20 protein-coding genes and 1 pseudogene are annotated in these 23089 nt (G+C 54.9%); 13 read left to right on the top strand and 8 right to left on the bottom strand.

Annotated features, from left to right (window positions below; all coding sequences use genetic code 11):
• The first annotated feature begins 76 nt into the window (after nucleotides 1–76).
• The 6 genes and pseudogenes from ACZ1HV_RS08740 (at nucleotide 77) to ACZ1HV_RS08715 (ending at nucleotide 7844) form a co-directional block, all read left to right on the top strand.
• Nucleotides 77–1080: pseudogene (locus tag ACZ1HV_RS08740) on the top strand (nucleoside recognition domain-containing protein).
• A gap of 881 nt (nucleotides 1081–1961) precedes the next feature.
• Nucleotides 1962–2987: an ABC transporter substrate-binding protein gene (locus tag ACZ1HV_RS08735; protein WP_472717844.1), complete on the top strand. Its 1026-nt coding sequence runs from the start codon at nucleotides 1962–1964 to the stop codon at nucleotides 2985–2987.
• 6 nt (nucleotides 2988–2993) lie between these two features.
• Nucleotides 2994–5204, top strand: a complete 2211-nt coding sequence (locus ACZ1HV_RS08730; protein ID WP_472717843.1) for an ABC transporter permease — start codon at nucleotides 2994–2996, stop codon at nucleotides 5202–5204.
• Nucleotides 5201–6274, top strand: a complete 1074-nt coding sequence (locus ACZ1HV_RS08725) for an ABC transporter ATP-binding protein (protein ID WP_472717842.1) — start codon at nucleotides 5201–5203, stop codon at nucleotides 6272–6274. The genes ACZ1HV_RS08730 and ACZ1HV_RS08725 overlap by 4 nt, the downstream gene beginning before the upstream one ends.
• A gap of 56 nt (nucleotides 6275–6330) precedes the next feature.
• Nucleotides 6331–7305, top strand: coding sequence for an MFS transporter (locus ACZ1HV_RS08720; protein ID WP_472717841.1), 975 nt, complete (start codon nucleotides 6331–6333; stop codon nucleotides 7303–7305).
• A gap of 188 nt (nucleotides 7306–7493) precedes the next feature.
• Nucleotides 7494–7844 (top strand): putative quinol monooxygenase, encoded by a 351-nt coding sequence (locus tag ACZ1HV_RS08715; RefSeq protein ID WP_298813613.1) that lies wholly within the window; start codon nucleotides 7494–7496, stop codon nucleotides 7842–7844.
• A 34-nt stretch (nucleotides 7845–7878) separates the two neighbouring features.
• On the opposite strand, the gene ACZ1HV_RS08710 is transcribed toward ACZ1HV_RS08715, so the two are convergent.
• The 3 genes from ACZ1HV_RS08710 to ACZ1HV_RS08700 are packed head-to-tail and all read right to left on the bottom strand — an operon-like array spanning nucleotide 7879 to nucleotide 12200.
• Nucleotides 7879–9090 (bottom strand): mandelate racemase/muconate lactonizing enzyme family protein, encoded by a 1212-nt coding sequence (locus ACZ1HV_RS08710; RefSeq protein WP_472717840.1) that lies wholly within the window; start codon nucleotides 9088–9090, stop codon nucleotides 7879–7881.
• Between the two features lie 9 nt (nucleotides 9091–9099).
• Entirely contained in the window at nucleotides 9100–10587 is a 1488-nt protein-coding gene (locus ACZ1HV_RS08705; protein WP_472717839.1) for an aldehyde dehydrogenase family protein, read from the bottom strand.
• Complete coding sequence (locus ACZ1HV_RS08700; RefSeq protein ID WP_472717838.1) at nucleotides 10587–12200, bottom strand: GMC family oxidoreductase; 1614 nt, start codon at nucleotides 12198–12200, stop codon at nucleotides 10587–10589. Before ACZ1HV_RS08700 ends, ACZ1HV_RS08705 begins: the two co-directional genes overlap by 1 nt.
• A gap of 184 nt (nucleotides 12201–12384) precedes the next feature.
• On the opposite strand from ACZ1HV_RS08700, the gene ACZ1HV_RS08695 reads away from it, so the two are divergent.
• Nucleotides 12385–13272 (top strand): LysR substrate-binding domain-containing protein, encoded by an 888-nt coding sequence (locus tag ACZ1HV_RS08695; RefSeq protein WP_472717837.1) that lies wholly within the window; start codon nucleotides 12385–12387, stop codon nucleotides 13270–13272.
• A 22-nt stretch (nucleotides 13273–13294) separates the two neighbouring features.
• On the opposite strand, the gene ACZ1HV_RS08690 is transcribed toward ACZ1HV_RS08695, so the two are convergent.
• A complete protein-coding gene (locus ACZ1HV_RS08690; protein WP_472717836.1) occupies nucleotides 13295–15664 on the bottom strand; it encodes a fatty acid cis/trans isomerase in 2370 nt (789 codons plus the stop codon).
• Nucleotides 15665–15671: 7 nt separating this feature from the next.
• Nucleotides 15672–15902, bottom strand: a complete 231-nt coding sequence (locus ACZ1HV_RS08685) for a DUF3329 domain-containing protein (RefSeq protein ID WP_209006670.1) — start codon at nucleotides 15900–15902, stop codon at nucleotides 15672–15674.
• A gap of 199 nt (nucleotides 15903–16101) precedes the next feature.
• On the opposite strand from ACZ1HV_RS08685, the gene ACZ1HV_RS08680 reads away from it, so the two are divergent.
• The 5 genes from ACZ1HV_RS08680 (at nucleotide 16102) to ACZ1HV_RS08660 (ending at nucleotide 21094) form a co-directional block, all read left to right on the top strand.
• Nucleotides 16102–17427: an NAD(P)/FAD-dependent oxidoreductase gene (locus ACZ1HV_RS08680; RefSeq protein ID WP_472717835.1), complete on the top strand. Its 1326-nt coding sequence runs from the start codon at nucleotides 16102–16104 to the stop codon at nucleotides 17425–17427.
• A gap of 1 nt (nucleotide 17428) precedes the next feature.
• Entirely contained in the window at nucleotides 17429–18763 is a 1335-nt protein-coding gene (locus tag ACZ1HV_RS08675) for an NAD(P)/FAD-dependent oxidoreductase (RefSeq protein ID WP_472717834.1), read from the top strand.
• A 116-nt stretch (nucleotides 18764–18879) separates the two neighbouring features.
• The gene (locus ACZ1HV_RS08670) at nucleotides 18880–19386 is read left to right on the top strand and encodes a GNAT family N-acetyltransferase (RefSeq protein WP_472718418.1); all 507 of its coding nucleotides are present in this window, start codon (nucleotides 18880–18882) and stop codon (nucleotides 19384–19386) included.
• Nucleotides 19387–19458: 72 nt separating this feature from the next.
• Nucleotides 19459–19959, top strand: a complete 501-nt coding sequence (locus tag ACZ1HV_RS08665) for a ClbS/DfsB family four-helix bundle protein (RefSeq protein WP_472717833.1) — start codon at nucleotides 19459–19461, stop codon at nucleotides 19957–19959.
• 103 nt (nucleotides 19960–20062) lie between these two features.
• Nucleotides 20063–21094, top strand: a complete 1032-nt coding sequence (locus ACZ1HV_RS08660) for a VOC family protein (protein ID WP_472717832.1) — start codon at nucleotides 20063–20065, stop codon at nucleotides 21092–21094.
• Here ACZ1HV_RS08660 and ACZ1HV_RS08655 read toward each other — a convergent pair.
• From ACZ1HV_RS08655 to ACZ1HV_RS08645, 3 genes are read right to left on the bottom strand one after another with little or no spacing between them, the layout of a single operon-like run.
• Nucleotides 21091–21789 carry a GNAT family N-acetyltransferase gene (locus ACZ1HV_RS08655; protein WP_472717831.1) on the bottom strand — a complete coding sequence of 233 codons (699 nt, stop codon included), beginning with the start codon at nucleotides 21787–21789 and terminating at the stop codon, nucleotides 21091–21093. The genes ACZ1HV_RS08660 and ACZ1HV_RS08655 overlap by 4 nt on opposite strands.
• A gap of 1 nt (nucleotide 21790) precedes the next feature.
• Nucleotides 21791–22114, bottom strand: a complete 324-nt coding sequence (locus ACZ1HV_RS08650) for an antibiotic biosynthesis monooxygenase (protein WP_472717830.1) — start codon at nucleotides 22112–22114, stop codon at nucleotides 21791–21793.
• Nucleotides 22111–22638, bottom strand: a complete 528-nt coding sequence (locus tag ACZ1HV_RS08645; protein ID WP_298813585.1) for a MarR family winged helix-turn-helix transcriptional regulator — start codon at nucleotides 22636–22638, stop codon at nucleotides 22111–22113. Before ACZ1HV_RS08645 ends, ACZ1HV_RS08650 begins: the two co-directional genes overlap by 4 nt.
• Before the next feature lie 88 nt (nucleotides 22639–22726).
• Between ACZ1HV_RS08645 and ACZ1HV_RS08640 the strand changes: the two genes are divergently transcribed.
• A complete protein-coding gene (locus ACZ1HV_RS08640) occupies nucleotides 22727–23077 on the top strand; it encodes an ArsR/SmtB family transcription factor (protein WP_472717829.1) in 351 nt (116 codons plus the stop codon).
• The last annotated feature ends 12 nt before the right edge of the window (nucleotides 23078–23089 follow it).

The following is a 23089-nucleotide window of genomic DNA, read 5'->3' as shown; positions in this document are numbered from 1 at the left end:
GCAAGATCATGCAATTTTAGACCACAAATTCGAAGCGAGCCAAGCTAGGACTGAGGCAACTTTTTAGGAGCCTTGAATGTCGGTCATCGCAAAAATATTCCGAAAAACGCTTGAACCAATTGAGATCTACTGGGTCCTGGCGCGTGTTATGATACCTATAACAATCGGAGCCGAGGTGCTCTCGAGACTGGGTGTGATCGAAGTGGTCGCGCCAGTCTTCGCACCTGTTATGAACCTTGTCGGCCTCCCTTCAGAGCTTGGCCTGGCTTGGCTGACCGCCATGCTGGTTGGGATCTGGGGGCTGTGCCGCTTCTCTTCACACTGGTGCCCGTCTCGTCCTTGAGTGTTGCGGACGTCACAATTTTTTCTGCGCTTGTTTTGTTTGCGCACGGGTTGCCCGTTGAGCAGAAAATCATCCGGATGGCTGGCCCCGGCATGACCGTCACGACAACGCTGCGCATTGTGGGAGGGCTCCTCTATGCATTTCTGTTGCACACGGTACTGCAAATGACGGGATGGCTGTCTGCTCCGGTTGCACCTGCCTGGATACCCTTAAGCACCACACCGGACTGGTTCGAGTTTTTCTTCGGATTCGCCCAGGCCATGATCTGGATGCTGGTCGTCCTTGTCGCTCTTTTCTGGTTCCTGGAAGTCCTGAAGGTGACCGGGGTTTTGCAATGGATCATGTCCGCCTTGGCACCGGTTCTGCGCCTTGCGGGCATTCGCGGTGAAGCCGGATACCTGACTGCGGTGGGTCTGTTTTTGGGCATCTCTTATGGCGCCGGCCTGCTGATCCGGGAAGCGCGGTCAGGCGCGGTGTCACCGCGGCAGGTTTTTGTGTCTTGCGTGTTTATGGGGTTTGCGCACAGCGTTATTGAAGACACGCTTTTGATGATCGCTCTAGGGGCCGATGTTTATGGTGTGCTGGTCGGACGGCTTTGCTTTGCCATTGCGGCCACCGCCATCATTGCTGCTCTGCTTCGTCGACTGTCTGACAATGCCTTCTTCCAGCACATGTACCGGCTAGAGGGGCAAAAACTGGGTAAGCAAACCTTTGTCGGTGTTTGGCAATGGGCCTGAAGAAGAGGTGACAAGGCATGCCTGTCCCTGGAATGGGAGCGCCCTTCCAAGGTTGGGCGATGACATGCCGAACAACTCCCGGGATCGGGCAGTCCCTCATTGAGGTCGGTTGGTTTTCAGTCGAACAATTCGCCCGCTCATCTGATTGCCTTTCAGGGGTCGCAGCTGTTGCTTTCAAACGGGTGAACCTTGATGCATCAAGGCCCTCAGCCTTACCAACTGCCGGATGCCGGGCGGTGGTAACCTCATCTTCTGGTAATGGAAATCAGCTTCTTTATTTTGCTTACTAATCTTTTTTTATAAGAAACTCAGTGTTTTGGATAAATTTAGTTGCAAAGCCTTCAAGCTGATGCTGATAATCGATGCCAGAAGGAAGTGTCTGTCAGAAAAGTTTTCGGCATTCGGAAAACAGCGACGCATCCAGGGTGATTGAACAAACAACGTCGCCAAAAAATGTCGGCTTCAGGGACGGATGACAAGGGAGAAGTCCCAAGACGAAGGCGTTGAAAGCAGTGACTAAACTCCGGGTTGGCGGAGCTCTAACCGCCGTTCAAGCAAAGACGATCGGGAGGGAGCCGAAAAAGGACGGAGGTCCAGCAAGAATGACCTGTCTCTTGGGTATTCAACCGTGAAGGTTCCGGAAACCCAAGGTCTGACCAGCGTTGAGGGTGCTGTCTGAAAATCAAGGAGAATGCTCAAACAGTTGGGTTTTACCCAATTGCCTGCAAGCGGCTCACAATATCGGTTTTACCGCAACGAAGCGTGGAGACATCGATCCAAATTGGCGCTTGCCTTGCCCCGTGAGACTTCGCGAAACGTTGTTGGGGTCCAAAAGAAAGCCGGAAAACCGGTTGGAATACAATGTTCAGGGAGGAACAGAAATGAACAGAAAAGCCGCAGTTTTTGCAGGTTCGCTTGTGGTGTTTGCAGCCAGCGCATCGATGGCTCACGCCGACAAACTCACCCTTTACTGCAGTGCTCAGGAGGACTGGTGCCAGTTGATGGCGCGCAGTTTCGAAGATGCAACCGGCATCGACGTCAATATGACACGCAAGTCTTCAGGTGAAACCTTCGCACAGATCCGCGCCGAGTCTTCCAATCCAAAAGGAGACGTTTGGTGGGGTGGCACCGGTGATCCGCATTTGCAAGCTGCTGAGGAAGGCCTGACCGCCGAATATGTTTCTCCCATGCGGGATCAGCTGCACGACTGGGCAATTAGCCAGGCTGAAAGCGCAGGAAACAGGACAATCGGGATCTATTCCGGTGCACTCGGATACGGCTACAACAGCGATCTTCTGGCCGCAAACAATCTGCCGGAGCCGGCATGTTGGAAGGACCTTCTGAAACCCGAATACAAGGGTCATGTCCAGATGGCAAACCCGAACTCTTCCGGCACCGCTTACACGACGCTTGCCTCCATGGTGCAGATTTTTGGTGAGGACGAGGGCTTTGAATTCATGAAGGGCCTCCACGCCAACATCAACCAGTATACCAAATCCGGTTCCGCTCCGATCAAGGCTGCCGGTCGCGGCGAAAACACCATTGGTATTGTTTTCATGCATGATGCCGTCAAGCAGGCCGTCTCCGGTTTCCCGGTGAAAGTCGTCGCCCCGTGCGAAGGAACCGGCTACGAGATTGGGTCGATGTCGATCATTGACGGTGCCCGCAACATCGACGAGGCAAAGAAGTTTTATGACTGGGCGTTGAGCCCTGAGGCCCAAAACCTTGCGCTTGAGGTGAACGCGTTCCAGGTGCCGTCCAACAAAGGTGCGGAGACCTCCGATAGCGCACCTGACATGAGCCAGATCAAGCTGATCGACTACGACTTCAAGAAATATGGGTCGTCGGATGAGCGTAAGCGCCTCTTGCAGAAATGGGACGAGGACGTATCCACGCTGCCGCAGTAAGTGACTTTGACCAAACCAAATAAAGCTCCCCCGGTTCTGATCTTCTGGATCATTGCCGGGTGGGTAGGCTTCTGTCTGCTGCCCTGGTACGGCATTGAGGACGGCTTTTGGTCGTTTGAGTGGCTGATCGACGGCTACCCTTTCAACGACGACTATGCGCCTGCCGCGTTTTTGATCGCACAGGGCGAAAAACTGTGGCTGGCACCCCTTTTGATCCCGCTGGTGCTTCCGCTGTTTGCGTTGCGGTGCTCAAAGTCGGATCCGGCCTATGCCCGTTTGCTTGTGCTTGCCGGATCGATCGGCTTTGCGTGGATGATTGCCCAGGGTTTTTCCATTGGCATCCGCGGGTACAATTTCGAATGGATGAATGCGGCCTTCGGCCCGTTGGACGATCGGCAGTTTGGCATGGGATACGGCGCGATGCTTTGCGCGTCAGCCTACCTTTTTCTGCTGACGCAAGGCATCGCGGCGCGCGGAGCTGTCAACGGCGATGTCTTTGTCGTTAGTGCCATTGGTGGCGTCATCGCAATTGTCACGGCATTTGTCTTCTTTCCAATTGCTAAAATGCTGTTTGCCGCCTTCGTCACAGATGACGGCGCTTACTCGATTTTGGTCTTTTTCGACAAGTTCTTCGACGACCGGATCTGGGGCCTGGGCTGCCTGGCTGGTGCGCGTTGCGGAGCAGCATGGAACTCCCTTTTTCTCGCTGTTCTGGTTGGATTGATCACAACGCTTTTGGGCCTTGCGTTTGCGCTCGTCGTGACCCGGTCGGGCTTCCGTTACAAACGAGTGATGCGGGCACTGACGGTGTTGCCGATCATCACGCCGCCATTCGTCATTGGACTAGCGCTAATATTGCTCTTTGGTCTTTCCGGCACGGTTACGGTCTATATTTCCGAATTGTTTGGCGTGCAGCCGACGCGTTGGCTGTATGGTCTGCCTGGAGTGCTTATTGCCCAGACGCTTGCATTCACGCCGATTGCCTTTCTGGTCCTCATCGGTGTTGTTGAAGGCGTCTCTCCTTCAATGGAAGAAGCCGCGCAGACGCTTCGGGCAAACCGTTGGCAGACCTTCAGAACTGTTTCCTTACCGCTCATGCGTCCGGGGCTCGCAAACGCATTTCTGCTCGGTTTCATCGAAAGCATGGCCGATTTCGGCAATCCGCTGGTTCTGGGCGGAAACTTTGATGTTTTGTCGACCGAGATTTTCTTTGCCATTGTCGGCGCGCAATATGATCAAGGGCGTGCAGCGGTGCTCGCAATGGTTCTGCTCTTTTTCACGCTCTCGGCGTTTTACGCCCAACGGGCCTGGCTGGGGAAGAAGAGCTACACGACAGTCTCTGGCAAGGGAGATGCGGGCGTACACCCTTTGATGCCAAAAGGCCTTGCGGTCCCGGTTCTGACCCTTGCGCTTGCCTGGGCCGCTTTCACCGCCGTGGTCTATGCGATGATCATGTATGGCAGTGTTGTTGAGCTCTGGGGCGTCAACAATTCTCTGACATTCAAGCACTACGTGACAGCGTTCTCGGTTCGGTTTGCCGAAGAAGGGATACGCTGGACCGGCGCTGCCTGGGACAGTTTTTGGACAACAATTACCATAGCTGCCATTGCGGCACCGCTGACGGCGGCCGTTGGATTGGTGACAGCCTATTTGCTGACCCGGCAGAATTTCGCCGGCAAGAACTCGTTCGAGTTCGGCACGATGCTGTCCTTCGCCATTCCCGGAACGGTCATCGGTGTGAGCTACATCTTGGCCTTCAACGTGCCTCCGATAGAAATCACCGGAACGGGCATTATCCTCGTCGTGAGTTTCATCTTCAGGAACATGCCGGTCGGCGTGCGAGCGGGGATCGCAAGCATGTCGCAGATCGACAAGTCGCTCGACGAGAGCTCGCTCACGCTCGGAGCCAATTCATGGCAAACCTTCCGAAGAGTGATCCTGCCCTTGTTGCGGCCAGCGATCCTGGCCGCTTTGGTCTACAGTTTCGTGCGGGCGATGACTGCCATTTCCGCTGTAATTTTTCTGGTTTCAGCAGAATATGACATGGCGACCAGTTACATTATCGGGCGGGTGGAAAACAACGACTACGGTCTCGCCATTGCCTATTCCACAACACTGATCTTTGTCATGCTGGCAGCCGTCGGCCTGCTGCAGTTGCTGGTTGGCCGTGTGCAGATCGGGCGTCGAAAACACGTCGAAATGAAGGGGGCGACATGAGCGAAACACACATTCGCAGCAAGGCCGCGCCGGTCAGGTTCGAAAAGGTGTCCAAGGTTTTCGGGAAGGATGTGGTCGCAGTCGACAACATCGACCTGGATATCGAAGCGGGAAAACTTGTAACGCTTCTGGGCCCATCCGGTTGTGGCAAGACCACGACGCTCCGCATGATCGCGGGACTGGAGATGGCCAGTTCGGGGCGCATTCTCATCGGGGATACAGAGGTCACAAGGTTGCCGGCAACGGATCGTGATGTGTCGATGGTGTTCCAGTCCTACGCACTGTTTCCGCACATGAGTGTTCTGGAAAACGTGATGTATGGCCTGACATTTTCAGGATTCGACAAGGCCGAAGCGCGATCCCGGGCGCTTGAAGGGTTGGAACTGGTCGGTTTGAAGGGCTTCGGCGAGCGTTTGCCAAGCGAATTGTCCGGCGGTCAACAGCAACGTGTCGCGGTCGCCCGTGCTCTTGTTCTGGAGCCTCAGGTGCTGCTGTTTGACGAACCCTTGTCGAACCTTGATGCAAAATTGCGCCGACAGGTCCGCGAAGACATTCGGGCAATCCAGCAAGATCTTGGCTTGACGGTGGTATATGTCACGCACGATCAGGAGGAAGCACTCGCGGTTTCAGATGAGATTGTCGTCATGCGCAATGCATCGATTGCTCAAATCGGCACGCCGCGGGCGCTCTATGACCAACCGGTTGATGCATTCGTTGCCGATTTCATTGGCGAAGCGAATTTGATCCCATGCGAGATCATGGACGTCCAGGGCGAAACCGCAACTGTGGAGGTTTGCGGGTACCGCTACAAGCTGGCCTCGCGCGGTTTGTCAAAAGGCGCTGCATCCATTGCTGTGCGACCGTCACGGCTGGTTTTGGGGGAAGCTGAAGGCATGCCTGCGCGCGTTGCCAAGGCGACCTATGTCGGTGTTCGAATGGAATACACACTTGAGGGCGAGTTCGGTCAGGTCTTTGCGGTGCAGGACAATGTGGATCAGACGCTGGAAGTGGGGTCGGACCTGAGGCTTTCTTTCGCAAAATCGGGTCCTGTGCTCTTGGCGGCTGAATAAGTCTTTCCTTGCGATCGATTGAACCGTCTTTCCATCGAAAGTTGGACCAAGGCATATTGAACAATCTATTCCGTCAGGGTCTGTGCGCGTCGGCCGTTTCGAGCGCGCTTGGATTGGTGTTGGGATTAGGTGTCCTTGTCGGAATCGGTCTCAGCGCAACAACATATGCTGTGGTCCTGGGTGCGGTCGGACGCAAATTTCCTCCAGAACGACGTACCTCGGCGCTCGGCATTGCCTCACTGGGCGGCTCCCTGGGGATCTTTCTAAGTGTTCCCGTCACATTGAGCCTGATCGACAGCGTGAATTGGTCCTTAGCATTTGTCAGCCTGGGTCTTGTCGCAGTGACGATCTGCTTGCTGGCACCGATGCTGTCCGGGCGCATTGAGGCTCAGGGGACAGACCAGTCGCTCACCGAAGCACTCTTCGAGGCGCTCAGGCATAAAGGTTTTGTATTGCTGGTGCTCGGTTTCTTTGTTTGCGGGTTCCAGCTTGCATTTATCGGGACACATTTGCCGGCATACCTGTTGGACAGAAACCTGGGAGCCTGGCTTGGTGGCGCTGCTCTTGCGACGATAGGTGCGACCAACATCGCCGGAACGTTCATATGCGGTGTCGTTGGCGATCACATCAGCAAGAAAAAGATCCTTGTAGGTCTTTACCTGGCACGGGCAGTCGCTGTTGCCACCTTCGTGCTGCTGCCGCCCTCTGATGTCTCAACTCTCTTGTTCGCCGTGGTGATGGGTTTTACCTGGCTTGGAACAGTACCGCTTACCACCGGCATCGTTGCCCAGGTCTTTGGCCCCCGGTATCTCGCGACACTGATTGGCATCGTATTCTTCATGCACCAGATTGGAAGCTTCCTGGGTGCCTGGCTCGGTGGGCTCGTATTCGAGCAGACAGGCAACTACGACATCATGTGGTGGTGCGTGGTTCTGGCCGGCATCATGGCTGCATTTCTGCACCTTCCGATCGATGAGCAACCACTAACTTCCAAATTTAGCAGACTTCAGGGAGCCGTGAGCAGTGCCTAACAGGTCCCTTATTCTATGGGGCGTGGCCTGCCTATTCGCGGTTTTTGCCCTCCTCAGTCTTTGGACCGCTTTAATCGCTGTATACCAGAGGCATTTTCTTGACCTTTCGATCATGCAGTTCATTTGCATGGAGGGTTTGAATTGAGAACAGGATTTTTTCGTCATCCGGCAAAGAAAAAGGAAAGTGCATGGCCTCGAACAAAACTCAGCAGGGCCCGATTTTGCGGTTGTTCCAAGTCAGGGTCAAAGATGGAAGTGTAGACAGCCTTCTTGCAAAGTTTGCCACGACGTCAGCTGATGTCGTCCGCAATGAGCCGGGAAACAAAGGATACTTCTTCGGTCGCGAGGTAAGCGTGCAGGAAAACAGGCTCATATTCGCGTCTCTGTGGTCGGACATGAAGTCCGTCAAACAACGGTTTGGCGATCAATGGGATCGGTCCTTCCTGCCGGAAGGTTATGGCGACATGATCGAAGACCACTCCATTCAACACATTGATTTATCATCCGGTTGGTGTTTGCCACCGGCAGAACAGGATTGACTCGCAGTCGATACTGGCGGCCAAACGGACCAGGTCAAAGAGGCAGCGCTGGAACTTCCTGAAGACCGAGATGCAGTTCGTTGCCCTCGTAAGGGTGTGATCGCGCGACGTCTTCATTCAGGTCGTGTCCAAGACCCGGTTCGGTTGATGGGATTACATAGCCGCCTTCCCAACAGATCGGCTTCGTCAAAAGATCAGTATAGAAGCCATCGAATGTGCGGATCGACTCCAGGACCAGAAAATTGGGGCTGCAGGTGGCCAGCTGAATGTTGGCAAGTGCAACAAGTGGCCCACAGTAAAGATGCGGTGCCACCTGGGCGGAATGGCACTCCGCCATGGCGGCGATTTTCTTGGCTTCCAGGAGCCCGCCGACACGGCCGAGATTCATCTGCAATATGCTGGCTGCGCCTGTCTCCAGAACGCGTGAAAACTCGTACTTCGTGCAAAGACGTTCACCGGTCGCAACAGGGATCGACGTGAAACGGGCAACCTTAGCCATGTCTTCCGGCTTTTCAGGCGGGATAGGCTCTTCGAACCAGAGTGGATCATAAGCCTCTATGCGCCTGGCAAGGCGTTTGGCTCCCGAGACTGTAAATTGGCCATGAGTGCCAAAAAGCAGGTCGGCCTTTGAGCCGACAGCCTCGCGAATGAACTTGCAGAAGGCTTCGGATCGGTCCAGGTCATCGAGGCTCGGCTGATGACCGTCAAAGATCGTGTATGCACCGGCGGGATCGAACTTGACTGCCGTGAACCCCTGTTCAACGGCTTTGCTTGCCGCGTCCGCTGCCAGAGCCGGATCATTGTAGACATTCGGCTGCTCGGGATCTGGATAGACGTCACCGTCGGCGGGATAAAGATAGGTATAGGACCGAAGTCGCTCATGAACTTTTCCGCCGAGCAATTCATATGCGGGTTTTCCGGCTGCCTTGCCGATAATGTCCCAGCACGCCATCTCGAGGCCGGAGAGTACTCCCATGACGGTGACATCAGGTCGCTGTGTATAACCAGCGCCATAGGTCTTGTGCCAAAGCTTCTCAATATGATGCGGATCGGCGCCCAGGAATTGGCGCTCGAAAATATCCTTCGCCATCGCAGCCACCAGATGAGGCCCGAAGGTGGCGTTATAGATCTCGCCGTAGCCTGTGATCCCGCAACCGGTGACCAGCTTGACGAAAATGAAATAGCGGCCTCCATGACGGGGAGGAGGATTTGCGACGACAAATGTCTCGATTTGGTCGAGTTTCATGGATCTCGCCTAGCTGGCATTGCTGATAGTGATGGATTTCACTTTGGTATAGGCGTCGAGCCCTTCCCAGCCTTTTTCACGGCCATAACCGGATTTTTTATTTCCTCCGAAAGGCAGTTCCAGTCCGCCGGCCCAATAGTCGTTGATCGAAACCTGGCCACAATCCATTGCGCTGGCAACGCGCATCGCGCGACCGACATCTCTTGTGTAGACACTTGAAATCAGACCGAAGTCGGTGCCGTTCGCAAGTGCAATCGCCTCATCTTCCGTGTTGAACATTTGTACCGAGAGCACTGGACCGAAGATTTCCTCCTGCACAGCGGGGTCGTCAGGGGAAAGGTCGGCAATAACCGTCGGCTCAAAGAACCAGCCTTTCCCGGTTCTTTCATCCGTCGTGACGCTGCCTCCGGTCAGGATATTGGCTCCGCGTGCCCTGGCCGCTTCAACATGACGCTGGATCCGCGAGAGGTGCAGGTCGGAGTTGATTGCGCCCATGTCGGGATGCGACAGGCCGTGTCCGGGTTTGATCCGGGCAGCTTTTTCCATCAGCAGGGCCAGCACTTCATCGCGCAAGGATGAATGCAAAACAAGCCTCGATCCAGCTGAACAAATCTGACCCGAATTGGAGAAGATTGCCCAATAAGCGCCGTCGGCCACCTTTTCAGGGTCTGCATCTTCGAAGGCGATCAACGGCGACTTGCCACCAAGTTCCAGCGTCAGGCGCGTGACATTCGGTGCCGCGATCTGAGCAACATTGACACCGGTTGAAACCGAACCTGTAAAGGTAAGCTGTTTGATGCGCGGGTCCCGTGCCATCATTGCACCGACATCGGTGCCGAGGCCTGTCACGACATTCACGAGCCCATCGGGCACGCCGGCTTCTGAAAGCAGTTCTGCCATGACCAGTGCGGTGAAGGGTGTTGTTTCGGCTGGTTTGGCAACAACTGAGCATCCGGCCGCAAGAGCAGGAGCAACACCGCGGGCAAAGGTCGAGGTCGGGTAGTTCCAGGGAATGATATGCCCGGTCACGCCGACCGGTTCACGCACTGTAAAAGCGGTCTGGTCTGGACCCAAATTGACAGATCTGCCATCAAGCTTGTCGGCTGCACCTGCGTAATATTCAAAAAGGCGCGCGGATGCCTGGACGTCACCGGACGCCTCCGAAAGGGTCTTGCCGCTGTCGACAACTTCAATCACCGACAGCCGGTCGGCATTATCGCGAAATAGGCGGGCAACGTTGTTGAGTACGCGGCAGCGCTCTGCAGGTGTCACTTTCCGCCAGTGTCTGGCGGCCTTTTCAGCGGTGTCAATCGCGTGATCCAGGTCCTGAGCACTGCCTAGTGAAAACTCGGCAAAGGGTTCGGCAAATCCTGGGTCGAAGCTCTGCATCTTCCGGTTTGAAGCCGGCGTCAGCTTTCCGTTTATGAAATGACCTTCGGGCAGCGCTCTCAGCTGTCCGCTGGAAAGGTAGTCGTCGGCGATTGTTTGAGCTGTCATCAAATGGCTTTCTTCTGATCTTCAAGAATGAGATCGGCCCCCTTCAGGGCCAGCATCATGGTCGGGGCGTTTGTGTTGCCCGAAGTGATATTGGGAAAGGCCGAAGCATCAACGATACGCAGGCGCTGCACGCCGTGAACCTTCAGGCGGCTGTCGACGACGCTCGTTTCTGAATTTCCTCCCATGCGGCACGTGGAAACCGGGTGGTAGACAGTGCTCGCGCGGGACTTGAAATCAGCAAGAATGCCCTCGTCATCGAGCATACCGAGATCGGGTGCAACCGGTCCTTCGACAAGTCCGCTCAAGGCGTCGCTTGCCATCAGCCTCCGGCAGAGCCGGCCGCCATCAATTACGGCCAGGCGGTCTTCTTCGGTTGAAAGCGAATTCGGTTGAATAGCAGGTGGAACAGCGGGATCAGCGCTTTTGATGGCAATATGCCCCCGGCTGGTCGGACGGGTTGGCTGCGCGCAGATAATGAAACCGTTGAACGGGTCGATGGCCAGCCGGGTCTGATCCTTGTCGGCCACCAACTGGTAGCTGATCGGGTTGAAATAAAGCTGCTGGTCCGGCCGGTTCAATTCGCGGCTTGAGCGGAAGAAACCGCCGCACTGATTGACCGAGAGCGATAGAGGACCTTTGCGCGTCAGGGCATATTGGATTGCCGCGAATGTCCGACCGATTGCCGGGCGCAGCACTGCGTTTAATGTCGGTTCCTTTGCGCGGAACGTAAACTTCGAGGACAGGTGATCTTGCAGATTGCCACCGACATTGTCGTTGGCCCGGATGATTGGAATGCCAAATTCGTTCAGCAGTTTGCCCGGTCCGACACCGGAAACCTGAAGAAGCTGAGGTGAGCCGATCGCTCCAGCAGCCAGGATGACTTCCCGTCGTGCAAAGAACCGAAGGCCATCAAGCAGTTCAATGCCGGTGGCTTCTGTGTTTTCAAAAAGAATACGTTTGACCTGTGCATTCGTGCGCAAACTCAGGTTTCGGCGTTTTAGGGCAGGGCGCAGAAAGGCCCGCGCAGAAGAGCACCTCTGTCCGTTGCTGGTGTTGATCTGATAGACACCGCCACCTTCCGGATTGTCACCGTTCAGATCGTCACACCAGGGCAATCCCGCCTCCTGGACCGCGGTTCGAAAATGGCGGTTGATGCTGTGGATCTGATCGGCGACGTTCTGCACCTTTATGGGGCCTTGCCCGTGCTTCTTTCCGTCCGCTGACACTTTGGTTTCGAGCCGTTCGAAGACCGGTTTGACGCTTTGCCAGCCCCAACCCTGCGCGCCTGCTGTTTCCCAGTCCTCAAAATCACCGGGCAGGCCCCGGCAATAAACCATCGCATTTATCGAGCCCGATCCACCGACAATGCGCCCCCGTGGCCAGCATGCGCAGCGACCGTCGAGGCCACCGTCAGGTTCGGTCTGATATTGCCAGGTGCGTTTGGCGTCCCCGTTCAACTTGCCGTAGCCAAGGGGTATCGACACCCACGGCGATGTATCGGAGCCGCCAGCCTCTAGCAAAAGCACGGAGACGTTGGGATCCGCGCTCAGGCGTTCGGCCAGAATGCATCCGGCGGATCCCGCCCCGACGATGATGAAGTCAACCGTTTGCATGCAATGCGCCGTCGGCTTGTTTGCTCGTTCGATAAATTTCGGCGAGAGGATAAAAAAATGAAGCGAAAAATTATTTGGTGTAACTTCGAAAAAATTTGTAGGAAATCAAGTATTCGCACAAGTCTGCACATTTACCTGTCGGGTCCCTCTTGCGTCGAGGTGCAGCGAACAACGGATTATTTGGATGCCGTATGACCTTCCGCCCTTGTCCTGGTTGCGGGCTTTTGAAGCGAGTGCGCGTCTCGGAAATTTCACACGTGCCGCGGAAGAGTTGCTGATCACACCGGCTGCGATCAGTTATCAGGTGCGCCAACTTGAACAGCAGCTTGGCTATCCGCTGTTTGAGAGACTGCACCGCACACTTGTATTGACCCGGTTAGGTCAGACCTATTTGCCCACAGTCGAAAAGGCCTTCTCCGATCTATCGATAGCCACCGTCTCCGTGTTCGGCGAGCGCAACAGGCAACCGGTCCGGTTCCGATGCCTCAACAGCTTTGGCCAGCTCTGGATGATCCCGCGCATCAAGCGCTTCCGGGAACTTCATCCAGACGTTGATCTCCAGATGATTTCGGCGTCCTGGGCTGAAACGCTCAATCCGGAACTGTTCGATATCGATATTCGTTTCGGCGACGGAACCTGGACCGATGGTATTGTGGAGTTTCTACAGAACGACCCGATCATTCCCGTCTGCCATCCCGACTTGTCGATTCCCGCGACCAGACACGACCTTGAAGCCCTCGGAGCTGCACCACGCCTCGACATCATGGGGGTAATCGATACCTGGGAGAGCTTCTTTCGCGGCTACGGGCACGAGGTGCCAGCGCGCAATGGCCTCCAGGTTGATCAGACGCTGTCTGCGCTTGAACTCGCAGCATTGGGGCACGGTCATGCACTCGTCCTGGAAACACTTGCACAACCCTATCTTGATAAGGGCCGCTTGATCAGGTCTTGCGACCGGCGGATCAACAGCCGTCACAGCTACTATCTGGTCACTTCCGGACCTCGAAAGGCACTTGCACCAGCAGCCCAGAATTTTTGTAACTGGATGATCGATGAACTTCGCAGTGTGTAATTGCTTTCATTCAGAGGCGATATCAGTCGACGGAAAACGTGTATTCAAACAGCCGTTCGATCGGATCAAGCGGCTTGGGATCACGATAGCGGTTGATGTCCAGTAGACCGGCCTGAATGGTGTCCTGGGCATCAAGACCTGCCTGGACCAAATCAAGCATGCTCCAGAAACTTGGATCGGTGCGCCGGATGCCGAACTGTTCGACAACTCTCAAATAGTCCTTTTGTGTTCGAACGTCTCTTACAGCATCCACGAAGGCAGCCACATTGGCGTCTGAGACCTTGAAGACAAAGTTCGGATAACTGCTGAACTGGCCCGGAAGAACTGTCAGGCCGTCATTTTCCGGGTCCCTGCGAAGATCTTCGTTGAAAATAAAGGCGACATTGCTGTGCGCCTTGTCATGCACGAGCGTGAAGATCTTCGTCTCTGCGTCCGTTTCCACCAGCATCAATGCGATATCCGGCAGGAATTTGGCAAAGGGAGCCGGGGTTGCTGTAAGTGGGCGCAACCGGCCCTCGATTGTATCTGTCGCTGCGCACTGACCGGCCGAGCACCGGTTGATCGGATCACTGACAGGCCAGAGCCGCGGTTCGATCTGCAAAAGCTCTGTCAGGAACTCGCTCTTTGGCTGACCTGTCTGAAAACGAATTCCGGTTGGTGATGACGTATCAAGCTTACGTTCTTTCCACCGGTCAACAAGCGAAACCAGAGGCCCCTGATACCAGCTCTCATGAAGGGGATCACGCAGGTCGCGGGGCAGAAAGGCCAGGAAATTGCGCTCTCCTTCACGGCGCAGGCTGTCCATATAGATCCGTGTTGTCAGCTGGTGTTCGACATTGCCGAACACATCAAAGCCAGCCACCAGGTTGTAGTAGATCCGTTCAAAGAGTGGAAAATCGATCACCCAGGCAGTTTCCGGAACAGCACCGCTAAACCCGGGGACGACCGACGCGGAAGAGAAGTTTCTAAAAACGGTCAAACGTGCATCGATGTTGTTGCCGTCGCCGTCCCAGATGTCCCGGTAGGTTGGCCCACCATTTTGAGCGGTCTCGGCCGCATAGCGTGACTGGCGCAGTTCCTGGTACTTGATTGGGCCGAGTGTCAGAAAGCTTTTCAGCCGGTCCGATATCTTGCCTTCAACCTTCGCAAGCGGAAGCTCAAGGATCGGAATTGCTTCCTCAAGATAGGCGTTATCGGTAACCGACAGATCCGCGTCCGGAGCAAGAAAGGTCACCCAGAACCGGTCTTCAATCACATTGACGGCGACCTGTCCGTAGCAGACCGGACCCCGGATGAAAGAACGGACGAAATAAAGCGCATCGTCGAGCAGAAACTGATAGCGGCTGCGGGCCGGAATGGCGCGGAATGTGGATAGCGGATTTCCACCCGCGTCGATCGAATAATGAGGAAGCGCGTCTATTTCCCAGTCGCTTGCAAGGAACAGGCTTTTATAGCGCTCCAAACGCTTCGGACCGATCTCGTAGACAATATGCTCCTTGTGGAGGATCGTGTCACCAAGAGGAACGAGCCTGTAGAAGAAGTCTCCACCCGGGTCATCAAATGGTCGGCGCGAGGCTATTTCATCCGGTGGCTCGCCGGTTGGCGTGCGCGAGCGGATAAGCCGGAAGAAGGTCCTCGACGTGTCATCTTCCAGATGCAGGTGAGCCAAAAACAGGTGCTCGTAAATATAGCGAGCGGTCAGTTTTGCCTTCAACTGTCCGTTGTTCAGAAATGTCTCGATTTTTTCGATGTGTTCGATGCTTTTTTCTGGCAGGACGGTTGGAGTCTCGTCCGGCGGTGCACCCGCCTTTGCCCACGAGAGCAGCTTTTGATAGTCCGCATCCGGAAGAGGCGCTGTTGCAAACGGCATTCCGCCCAGAGGGTGATCATCCAGATAGTCGCCCATCTCCGACGGCATCGGGCAACTGTTCTTGCGAAGCGGACTGATGTTCAGCCGATCAGGCAAGGCGGCACCGAGTTTAAAATCGTTGTTGCGCCCTGCACGCAGCAATTGTTCGAGAACCGACTGCCCATTGTTGCTTTCGGTGATTGCAAAAAAACCCCTTTGCCGCCATTCGGGAGCGGTCTTTGCATCGATCCCGAGGCGTGTCATGGGGGCATCGTCAAGCCGTGCTGAATCGTAGACCTTTGTTTTGCTTGCACCTCTGGACAAACCGTCAGAAGAGGAAAGCTTGAGCTGACAGGGCGCGTCATAGCAGCCGTGGCACACCACACAGCGCTTGTTCAAGACATCCTGAATGGCAGATTTAGGCGCATTTGTCTGTTGTGCCTGAAGCGGCGCCGCCGTGAGCGGTATCACCATTAATACCACGGCCAAAAGCCGGGACTTTGGCAGAAGTGCGTTCAGGTGACGGAAACAGATCTCGATCATCAGGGGGTTACCCGTCGTTGTCATCCATACGCGGTCGTGTTTTGCGTGAGGGGTCGTCTGGTCCCTTGTATCCGATCAGATAAGCCCAAGCTGCATAACCCGTGATCGCGCCAATGATATAGACCCAGGTTATGTTCCCAAGATAATACTCCATTCCGGCCCAGGCTCCGCAAAAGAGAACCAGCAGGATCCTTCTCCAGAGAGGGTCAAACCAGGGATGCTCAACAGGTCCAAGCACAATTTTGCCTTTCCTTCGGATAAAAACGAGACGGGCATCGCACACATACCGTTAAGGGAGCCTCAAGAGCTTGCAAAATCAAGCGAAACCTGAGCCTGGTGCCGCTATTTGGTCTTGAAAATGGTCACTGAACGAGAGATGTTGACGTAACTTGAGGCGCTACAACCAACACGTATCCAAGAGGAGCCTGCGTTCGGACATGTTGACAGCGCTTGACCTCCTAACGGCAAATGACAACCCCGGTCAGCATGCGCCTTCCTACTACGCGGCAACAGCCAGCAGGCAGACATCACACGCACCGCTGGAAGGCGCTCGGACATGCGACACCTGTGTGATCGGTGGCGGTTATACCGGTCTTTCCGCGGCACTTCATCTCGCAGAACGCGGACAAAACGTGATGCTTCTGGAGGCCAACCGTGTTGGTTGGGGCGCCTCTGGCCGCAATGGCGGACAGGTCGGGTCCGGACAACGTGTTGAACAAACCGTTCTGGAAGACCGGCACGGAAAATCTCACGCCAGATTGCTTTGGGATCTTGCCGAAGAATCCAAGGCCCTTGTGAAAAAACTGATCGTGCGCCATCAGATCGCCTGCGACTACGCTCCTGGCATTCTGCATGCTGATCACCGGAAGAGCTTTCTGGAAGAGAGCCGGGACTATGTCGAACATCTGCGTATCCAATACGGCTACGAAGACATCCGATACATCGGTCCGGACGAAATCGGAGCGCATGTCGGTAGTCCCAAATATTTTGGCGGCACACTCGATCAGGGAGCGGGCCATCTTCACCCATTGAATTTTGCGCTCGGACTGGCCCGCGCCGCGGAGGCTGCGGGGGCATTGTTGTTTGAAGAGACCAGAGTGACAGAAATTGAAAGCCACGGACAACCGCGCATATTGATCAAAACAGAGCGTGGTGAAGTGCGGGCGGACAATGCCATTCTGGCTTGCAATGGTTATCTCGGCCGTCTTGAACGCAAGACGGCAGCGCACGTAATGCCGATCAACAACTTCATCATCGCTACCGAACCACTGGCGGCCACGGAGGCCGAGCAGATCATTCGCGGCAACCTTGCCGTTGCCGACAGCAAGTTCGTCATCAACTACTTTCGACTGTCCAGTGACAAACGTCTTTTGTTCGGCGGTGGTGAGAACTACGGCTACCATTTCCCAAAGGACATCAAATCGTTTGTGCGCGCACCCATGCTGGAGATTTTCCCTCAGCTTGAGGATGTTGGCATCGATTACGGTTGGGGCGGAACCCTTGCTATTACGCCGAAACGCATGCCCTATTTTGCCCGGCCGGCGCCAAACATGTTCACAGCCGCAGGCTATTCCGGACACGGTGTTGCAATGGCAACGCTTGGCGGTCAGATCCTTGCAGAAGCTGTCAGCGGTATTTCAGGGCGCTTTGACGTGTTTGAGAAGCTTGACGTTCCCGCATTCCCGGGAGGAGACAAGCTCCGCTTTCCCTTGCTTGTTCTGGCAATGACCTGGTTTTCATTGCGCGACCGACTGGGCATTTGACATGGACATCAAGCCATCCCCTGTTCAAACAGATGGACGCCGAACAATTGGAAGCTATTGGGAGGCAAGCCTCCCTCAGCCCAGACAGGACCGGCAACTTCACGGCAACGCCTTCTTCGATGTTGCGGTCATTGGTGCCGGGTTCGCAGGCCTGAGCGCTGCCTTGCGGCTTGCTGAATTGGGTATTTCGGTGTGTGTTCTCGAAGCTGAACATGTCGGCTACGGGGCGTCGGGGCGCAATGGCGGGTTTTGTTGTCTTGGCGGCACGAAGCTCGATGCGCGGCAGCTGGTCAAAAAGTTCGGTTTGGAAGAAGCGCGCAAGTTTCTGGCTTTTCAGGTGGCTGGTATCAATCTTGTTGCACAGCGTCTGGACAGTTGGGGTGTTGATGCCAGCCGTCATTCAAAGGGCGAGATCTATTTGGCGCACCGAGCGAAGGACGTTACCGGCCTCAAGTCGGAAGCCGAGTTTTTGAGAGCCAACTTCGGTATCAGGACCAGGTTGTTGTCTCGCGAGCAATTGACTGAGGAGGGCTACGGCGGGCCGTCATTCCATGGTGGTCTGCACGTGCCTTACGGCTTTGCCCTGAACCCGATGGCCTACGTACAGGCGCTCGCTGAACGGGTGCGCAGAGCCGGGGGTAAAATTTTCGGCAAAACGCCAGTTTCCGCAATTGACCGGGACAGTGACCGTTGGCGGCTTGAGACGAAAAACGGGTTTGTGCGGGCCAAGAACGTCGTGCTGGCCAGCAATGGATACTCAGATGAAACCGTCCCTCCTTGGCTTCACGGGCGCACGATGCCGGTTATGTCGTCTATTCAGGTCACGCGCTCCTTAAGTGAAGCGGAGCTGGCAGGACAGGGCTGGACCTCCGACACGATGGCCGCCGATACCCGGATACTTCTTCACTATTTCAGGCTCTTGCCCGACAAACGGTTTTTGTTCGGAACGCGGGGTGGCATTTTCGAAAATGCACCCTCGTTAAGTGCCATGCAGAAACGCGCACGCGCTGATTTTGAATCGATGTTCCCTGCCTGGTCGAATGCTGAAACAGATTTCAGCTGGCACGGTCACGTCTGCATAGCGCGCACATTGACACCTTTTGTTGGAGAGGTGCCGGGCCTGGATGGTGTTTACGCCGCGATGGGCTGGCACGGTAGCGGCGTCGCCATGGCGTCAATTTCAGGCGAAAAGATCGCGGGGTTGATAACAGGCAAGTTGCGCCAAACGGATTTGCCTGCCCCGCTACAAAGACCCTTCACAAGGTTTCCCTTACCGGCGCTCCGCAAACTGTACCTGCAGGGTGCCTATTGGCTTTATGGTTTGAAGGATCGGTGACTAAGTTGGTTGTGATACGTGCCGCAAAAAAGTCTGACATGAACGCTGTCAGATCTATCTGCTTGCGAACGGGAAACGCGGGCAAAGATGCGACCAGTCTATATCAGGACCCTGATTTGATCGGCTTGATCTATGCAGCGCCTTATCTTTTCGTTGATGAGGCGATCTGTTTTGTTGCCGAAGATGAAGAGGGTGTCCTTGGTTATGTGGCGGGTGCGACAGATAGCCGATCTTTTGAGCGCCACTTGGAACTGAATTGGTGGCCTCAGTTGCGCAAGCAGTATGCCGAGCCACAAGGTGATCCGGCGATGTGGACGCCCGATGACCATCGAATAAACTTTTTCCATCACCCGCGACCGGTACCTGCTGACATCGTGCAGGCCTATCCTGCGCATATTCACATGAATTTACTGCCTCAAGCGCAAGGTCAGGGGATCGGGAGCCAATTGCTGGCGTCCTGGGGGGCGAGTGCGGCGGAAAAGAGTGTCCGCGCAGTGCACGCAGGTGTAAGCGCAGCCAATGAGGCCGGATTGAAATTCTGGACTGCGCGCGGATTTGAACCTGTTCGTGAAGACCCGCAAGGCGGCTCGCGCGGCACGGTCTGGTGCGGCCGAATTCTTTAGGCTCGATTGTCCTGCATCAAGGCCCGGTCTGTGAAGTTTTTCGAATATGCATGCAGCCCTGAGGAGGTTGTCATGGCCGCAGTATCAAAACAGCAACTACTCGATCTCAGCACCAAGGAATGGCAAAAGCTTTTGAAAATCCTTGATGAGCTACCCGCGATCTTGCGTCTTCAAAAAGACGAGGAAGAGACCTCGCCGAAGGATATCATCGGACATAGGGCGCACTGGATCGAACTGTATCTTGGCTGGTTCAGGGATGGGCGTGCAGGCAAGGAGGTTTTCTTTCCGGCGAAAGGCTACAAGTGGAACGAGACCAAGCGCTACAATGCCGATCTGAGGCAGCAGCAATCCGGGCTCACTTGGGATGCGGCGCGATCCATGCTTGAATCCAATCACGCCGAGCTGCTTGCCTTGATCGAAAGCCTATCGGAAGAAGAGCTTTATGGTGGCCCGATGAAAGGCGCGAACAACAACTGGACGGCAGGGCGCTGGGCGGAGGCCGCAGGGCCCAGCCACTACAGGTCTGCTGCCAAATATCTGCGCCAGAGAATGCGCATCGCCGCGGTCAAGTAACGCCTTGTGGATCGACAACACAGTGTGCTTACGCTGTCATACCTTGCGGGACAGCACAATGCCTCTTAGCTGAGAACTACCGAGTGTTCTGATAGGTGCATTGATGGCCCATGGTGATTTTGTCTGGTGTGATCTCTCGACGTATCGATCTGATGTTACCAAGGGCTTTTATGAGGCCGTGATCGGCTGGAGCTATGTTCGAGACTGGCAGTCGAACGGAGATCCCTATTTCATTGCTTCTAATCGAAACCGTCAGCAGTCCGGATTGTTTGACATGCCAGCGAAGTACCGGGAGATCGGACTGCCAAGTTTCTGGATGTCCTATATCGAGGTTTCCGACATAGAAGACACTGTCGCGCGCGCAGAAAAACTTGGCGGCAAAATCGAACTGAAACCCACGCCTTTTTTCAAAACGTCGCGTATTGCCCTTATCCGGGACCCGTTGGGTGCTGGTTTTACGGTGATCGAGAAACCTGCCTTGCCTGTTAGAGATAACTTGGCCAGTGCTGGAAGCATGGTTTGGAATGCTCTTTATGTCTCCAATGCCGCTGCCGTCATTCCATTTTATCAAGCCTTGTTTGGCTGGATCTCTTCGGTTGGAGATCAATCGGGCTGCTTTGCCATGAAATTGGCGGAGCGGCACGTTTCAGATGTTGTCGAATTACCCGAGGAAATCCGCGGAGCTTCGCAGTTTTGGGGAGTTTTTATCGGGGTCAATGACCTGACGGTCGCCAGGGACGCAGTCGAGGAAATGGGCGGCAAAATCCTATACGAAACATCGGAAGATCGAAGTGTGATCATTCAGGACCCTGATGGCGCTGCCTTGTTCCTAAGGGAGACCGGCTCGGCTGCTACGGTTTCCGAGGGACAAAACGTCCGTGAAACCGCAGGCTCGAAATGGAAGACCCTTCTGGCACTTGCCATCCTGTGGATTGGCGTCGTCTTTGAGGTTTATCTGATTTGGGGAATTCTCTTCCTGCTTTGGGTCATTCCGGCATTAAAGTCTGGAGAAACATATCTGGTCGAACCAATCAAAAAGTTGGAACACCCGGTTCTCTATTGGGCGCTTGTTTCTACCTGGATTGTTTTGAGTGCTGTGATGATCGCGTACGGCCTTTGGCCAGCAACATCTTAGTCTGCACTGCCCTCCAATCGCCGGACTACGGCAACATTCACTTCACTCCAGATCTCAAAACCGAGTTTCCGGTAAAGCGCGATGGCGCCGTCATTGTCCGCATAGGCATGAAGGAAAGGCGTGTCGCCTCGCTCTCGAATTTTGGATGCGACCCAGATCGACAAGTCTGATGCAAGACCACGTCCTCGAAAGTCCGGATGTGTGCAGATGCCGCTGATTTCGGTAAATCCGTCGAGGTTCAGGCGCGTTCCGGCCATTGCGGCGAGCCTGCCATCCAGTCTGACACCGTAAAACTGCCCGAGTTCCGGCGTGCGCTTGGCGAACGGTCCGGGTTTTGTCAGGTCGGCAAGGCTGACCATCTCAGCAATATCCCGCTGCTGCAAGGGGACAATCGGGGCTTTTGGAATTGCTTTGGATTGAGGGGTCTGCTCCGTCATCAGAACACCGAGTGCCGTCATCTCAACTTTCAGGCTGGACGGTAATGCAATCTCATCGGCCTGAAGCAGATAGACAGGTGGATCTTTGGGCGACATCAGATCGGCGAGTGCTGCCAGCGCTTCTGGCGAATTGTCCTTGGATGCTGCGAACGGAGATACGTCTGGATCGAACTTCAACGCTAGGTTCCCACCGCGTGAAAACCGGTGTTGGCGAGATGTCAGAGCCGACCAGACGACTCGGCTTAAGAGCGTGTCCATGTCATTCCTTGTGGCTGCGTTTGGTGCATAGCTCATAGTGTTGCGCTGTCTGCTCCCATCTTTTCAAAACTGTCCGGGCAACGTCCGGTACGTAGGAACGCTCGTAGTCCTGACCCAAAAAGGCGATGATGTCGCTGCGCGACCGAAAACTCATGATCGTAATGAATTCGATCTCCGATTCCAGGTCCCGCCTGAGAACCTCAATTCCAAGGTACCCGGCTATCGCCTTGGCTTCGATCCCGGGAATGACCACGTTTGTTAGGATCTCGTGGTAGGTCTCTGCATTTTCCGGCGTTGTCCAGCCATGCCATATGCGTTTGATCATTCTCTTTCTTCCGATTTCTGCATGGTGTTCCAGTCTGGAAAGGGCGGGGGAGGATGGCGGTCGGCAAGTGAAAGCTCGGACAACCGTTTTTCAAGTTGAGTGAGCTGTTCCAGAAACGAACCATGCAGGTCACGGCAAGCGTCTTCCACAGCCAGGGTGACTGCAGGCCAAAGCTTGCCCTTGAGTTTTTCGACCAATTTGTTGCCCTCTTCGGTCAACTGAATGGCGTTGACCCGTTTGTCGGTCGGGTCAGGTCGTGGCTCAACGAGACCTTCACGTTTCATTTTGTTGATCATGCGCGTGATGCCGGGTTGGCTTTGTCCAAGGGACTTAGCCAGATCACCAATGCTCATCGGCCCGTGTAGATCCAAGGCCGCCAAAACCGGGTTGTATGGCGTTGGCAAATCCTCGCTGGCAAGCGTTATTGTCAGGTCCTGAGTCTGGGACTGCAGCTTTTCACCAATCCTTTTCAATCGGCTGCCAAGCGTTGCATATCCGAGGGTTCGGACGATGTCTTCAACCATAGATGCCTCCATTTAGATAACAAGATATATAACTTGTTATCTTTTTCAATGGTTGACATCTCACTGAATCGAATATAACTTTTTGGTTATGGAACAAGTTGGTTATATAAACGAGCCCACGCAATTGGACACTGTCTTTGCTGCCCTTGCAGATCCAACTCGCAGGGCGATCCTGACTCGATTGGCGAGCGGTGAGGCATCGGTCAATGAAATCGCTGCGCCATTTGAAATGAGCCAACCCGCAGTTTCAAAACATCTGAAGGTTTTGGAGCGTGCTGGCTTGATTATGCGAGGCGCAGACCGACAACGCCGGCCAGCGAGTTTGAACGCGGCACCAATGAAGGAGGCGATTGCCTGGCTGGAAGAATTCAAGGAGTTCTGGAGCTCAAGTTTCGACCAGCTCGATGATCTTTTGATGGAACTTAAAAACGCCGATTAGTTAGGGAGTTAG

This window comes from Roseibium sp. JB4-4 (genome assembly GCF_055693425.1).
Note: the sequence above shows the minus strand (reverse complement) of the source record. Positions and strands in the feature narration are given on the sequence as shown.

What these genes read in the sequence shown, in the direction of transcription:
- ACZ1HV_RS08735 (WP_472717844.1), top strand. Translation starts at nt 1,962, where the DNA reads ATGAACAGAAAAGCCGCAGTTTTTGCAGGTTCGCTTGTGGTGTTTGCA.
- ACZ1HV_RS08725 (WP_472717842.1), top strand. Translation starts at nt 5,201, where the DNA reads ATGAGCGAAACACACATTCGCAGCAAGGCCGCGCCGGTCAGGTTCGAA.
- ACZ1HV_RS08715 (WP_298813613.1), top strand. Translation starts at nt 7,494, where the DNA reads ATGGCCTCGAACAAAACTCAGCAGGGCCCGATTTTGCGGTTGTTCCAA.
- ACZ1HV_RS08710 (WP_472717840.1), bottom strand. Translation starts at nt 9,090, where the DNA reads ATGAAACTCGACCAAATCGAGACATTTGTCGTCGCAAATCCTCCTCCC.
- ACZ1HV_RS08705 (WP_472717839.1), bottom strand. Translation starts at nt 10,587, where the DNA reads ATGACAGCTCAAACAATCGCCGACGACTACCTTTCCAGCGGACAGCTG.
- ACZ1HV_RS08700 (WP_472717838.1), bottom strand. Translation starts at nt 12,200, where the DNA reads ATGCAAACGGTTGACTTCATCATCGTCGGGGCGGGATCCGCCGGATGC.
- ACZ1HV_RS08695 (WP_472717837.1), top strand. Translation starts at nt 12,385, where the DNA reads ATGCCGTATGACCTTCCGCCCTTGTCCTGGTTGCGGGCTTTTGAAGCG.
- ACZ1HV_RS08690 (WP_472717836.1), bottom strand. Translation starts at nt 15,664, where the DNA reads ATGATCGAGATCTGTTTCCGTCACCTGAACGCACTTCTGCCAAAGTCC.
- ACZ1HV_RS08680 (WP_472717835.1), top strand. Translation starts at nt 16,102, where the DNA reads ATGTTGACAGCGCTTGACCTCCTAACGGCAAATGACAACCCCGGTCAG.
- ACZ1HV_RS08675 (WP_472717834.1), top strand. Translation starts at nt 17,429, where the DNA reads ATGGACATCAAGCCATCCCCTGTTCAAACAGATGGACGCCGAACAATT.
- ACZ1HV_RS08665 (WP_472717833.1), top strand. Translation starts at nt 19,459, where the DNA reads ATGGCCGCAGTATCAAAACAGCAACTACTCGATCTCAGCACCAAGGAA.
- ACZ1HV_RS08660 (WP_472717832.1), top strand. Translation starts at nt 20,063, where the DNA reads ATGGCCCATGGTGATTTTGTCTGGTGTGATCTCTCGACGTATCGATCT.
- ACZ1HV_RS08655 (WP_472717831.1), bottom strand. Translation starts at nt 21,789, where the DNA reads ATGGACACGCTCTTAAGCCGAGTCGTCTGGTCGGCTCTGACATCTCGC.
- ACZ1HV_RS08650 (WP_472717830.1), bottom strand. Translation starts at nt 22,114, where the DNA reads ATGATCAAACGCATATGGCATGGCTGGACAACGCCGGAAAATGCAGAG.
- ACZ1HV_RS08645 (WP_298813585.1), bottom strand. Translation starts at nt 22,638, where the DNA reads ATGGTTGAAGACATCGTCCGAACCCTCGGATATGCAACGCTTGGCAGC.
- ACZ1HV_RS08640 (WP_472717829.1), top strand. Translation starts at nt 22,727, where the DNA reads ATGGAACAAGTTGGTTATATAAACGAGCCCACGCAATTGGACACTGTC.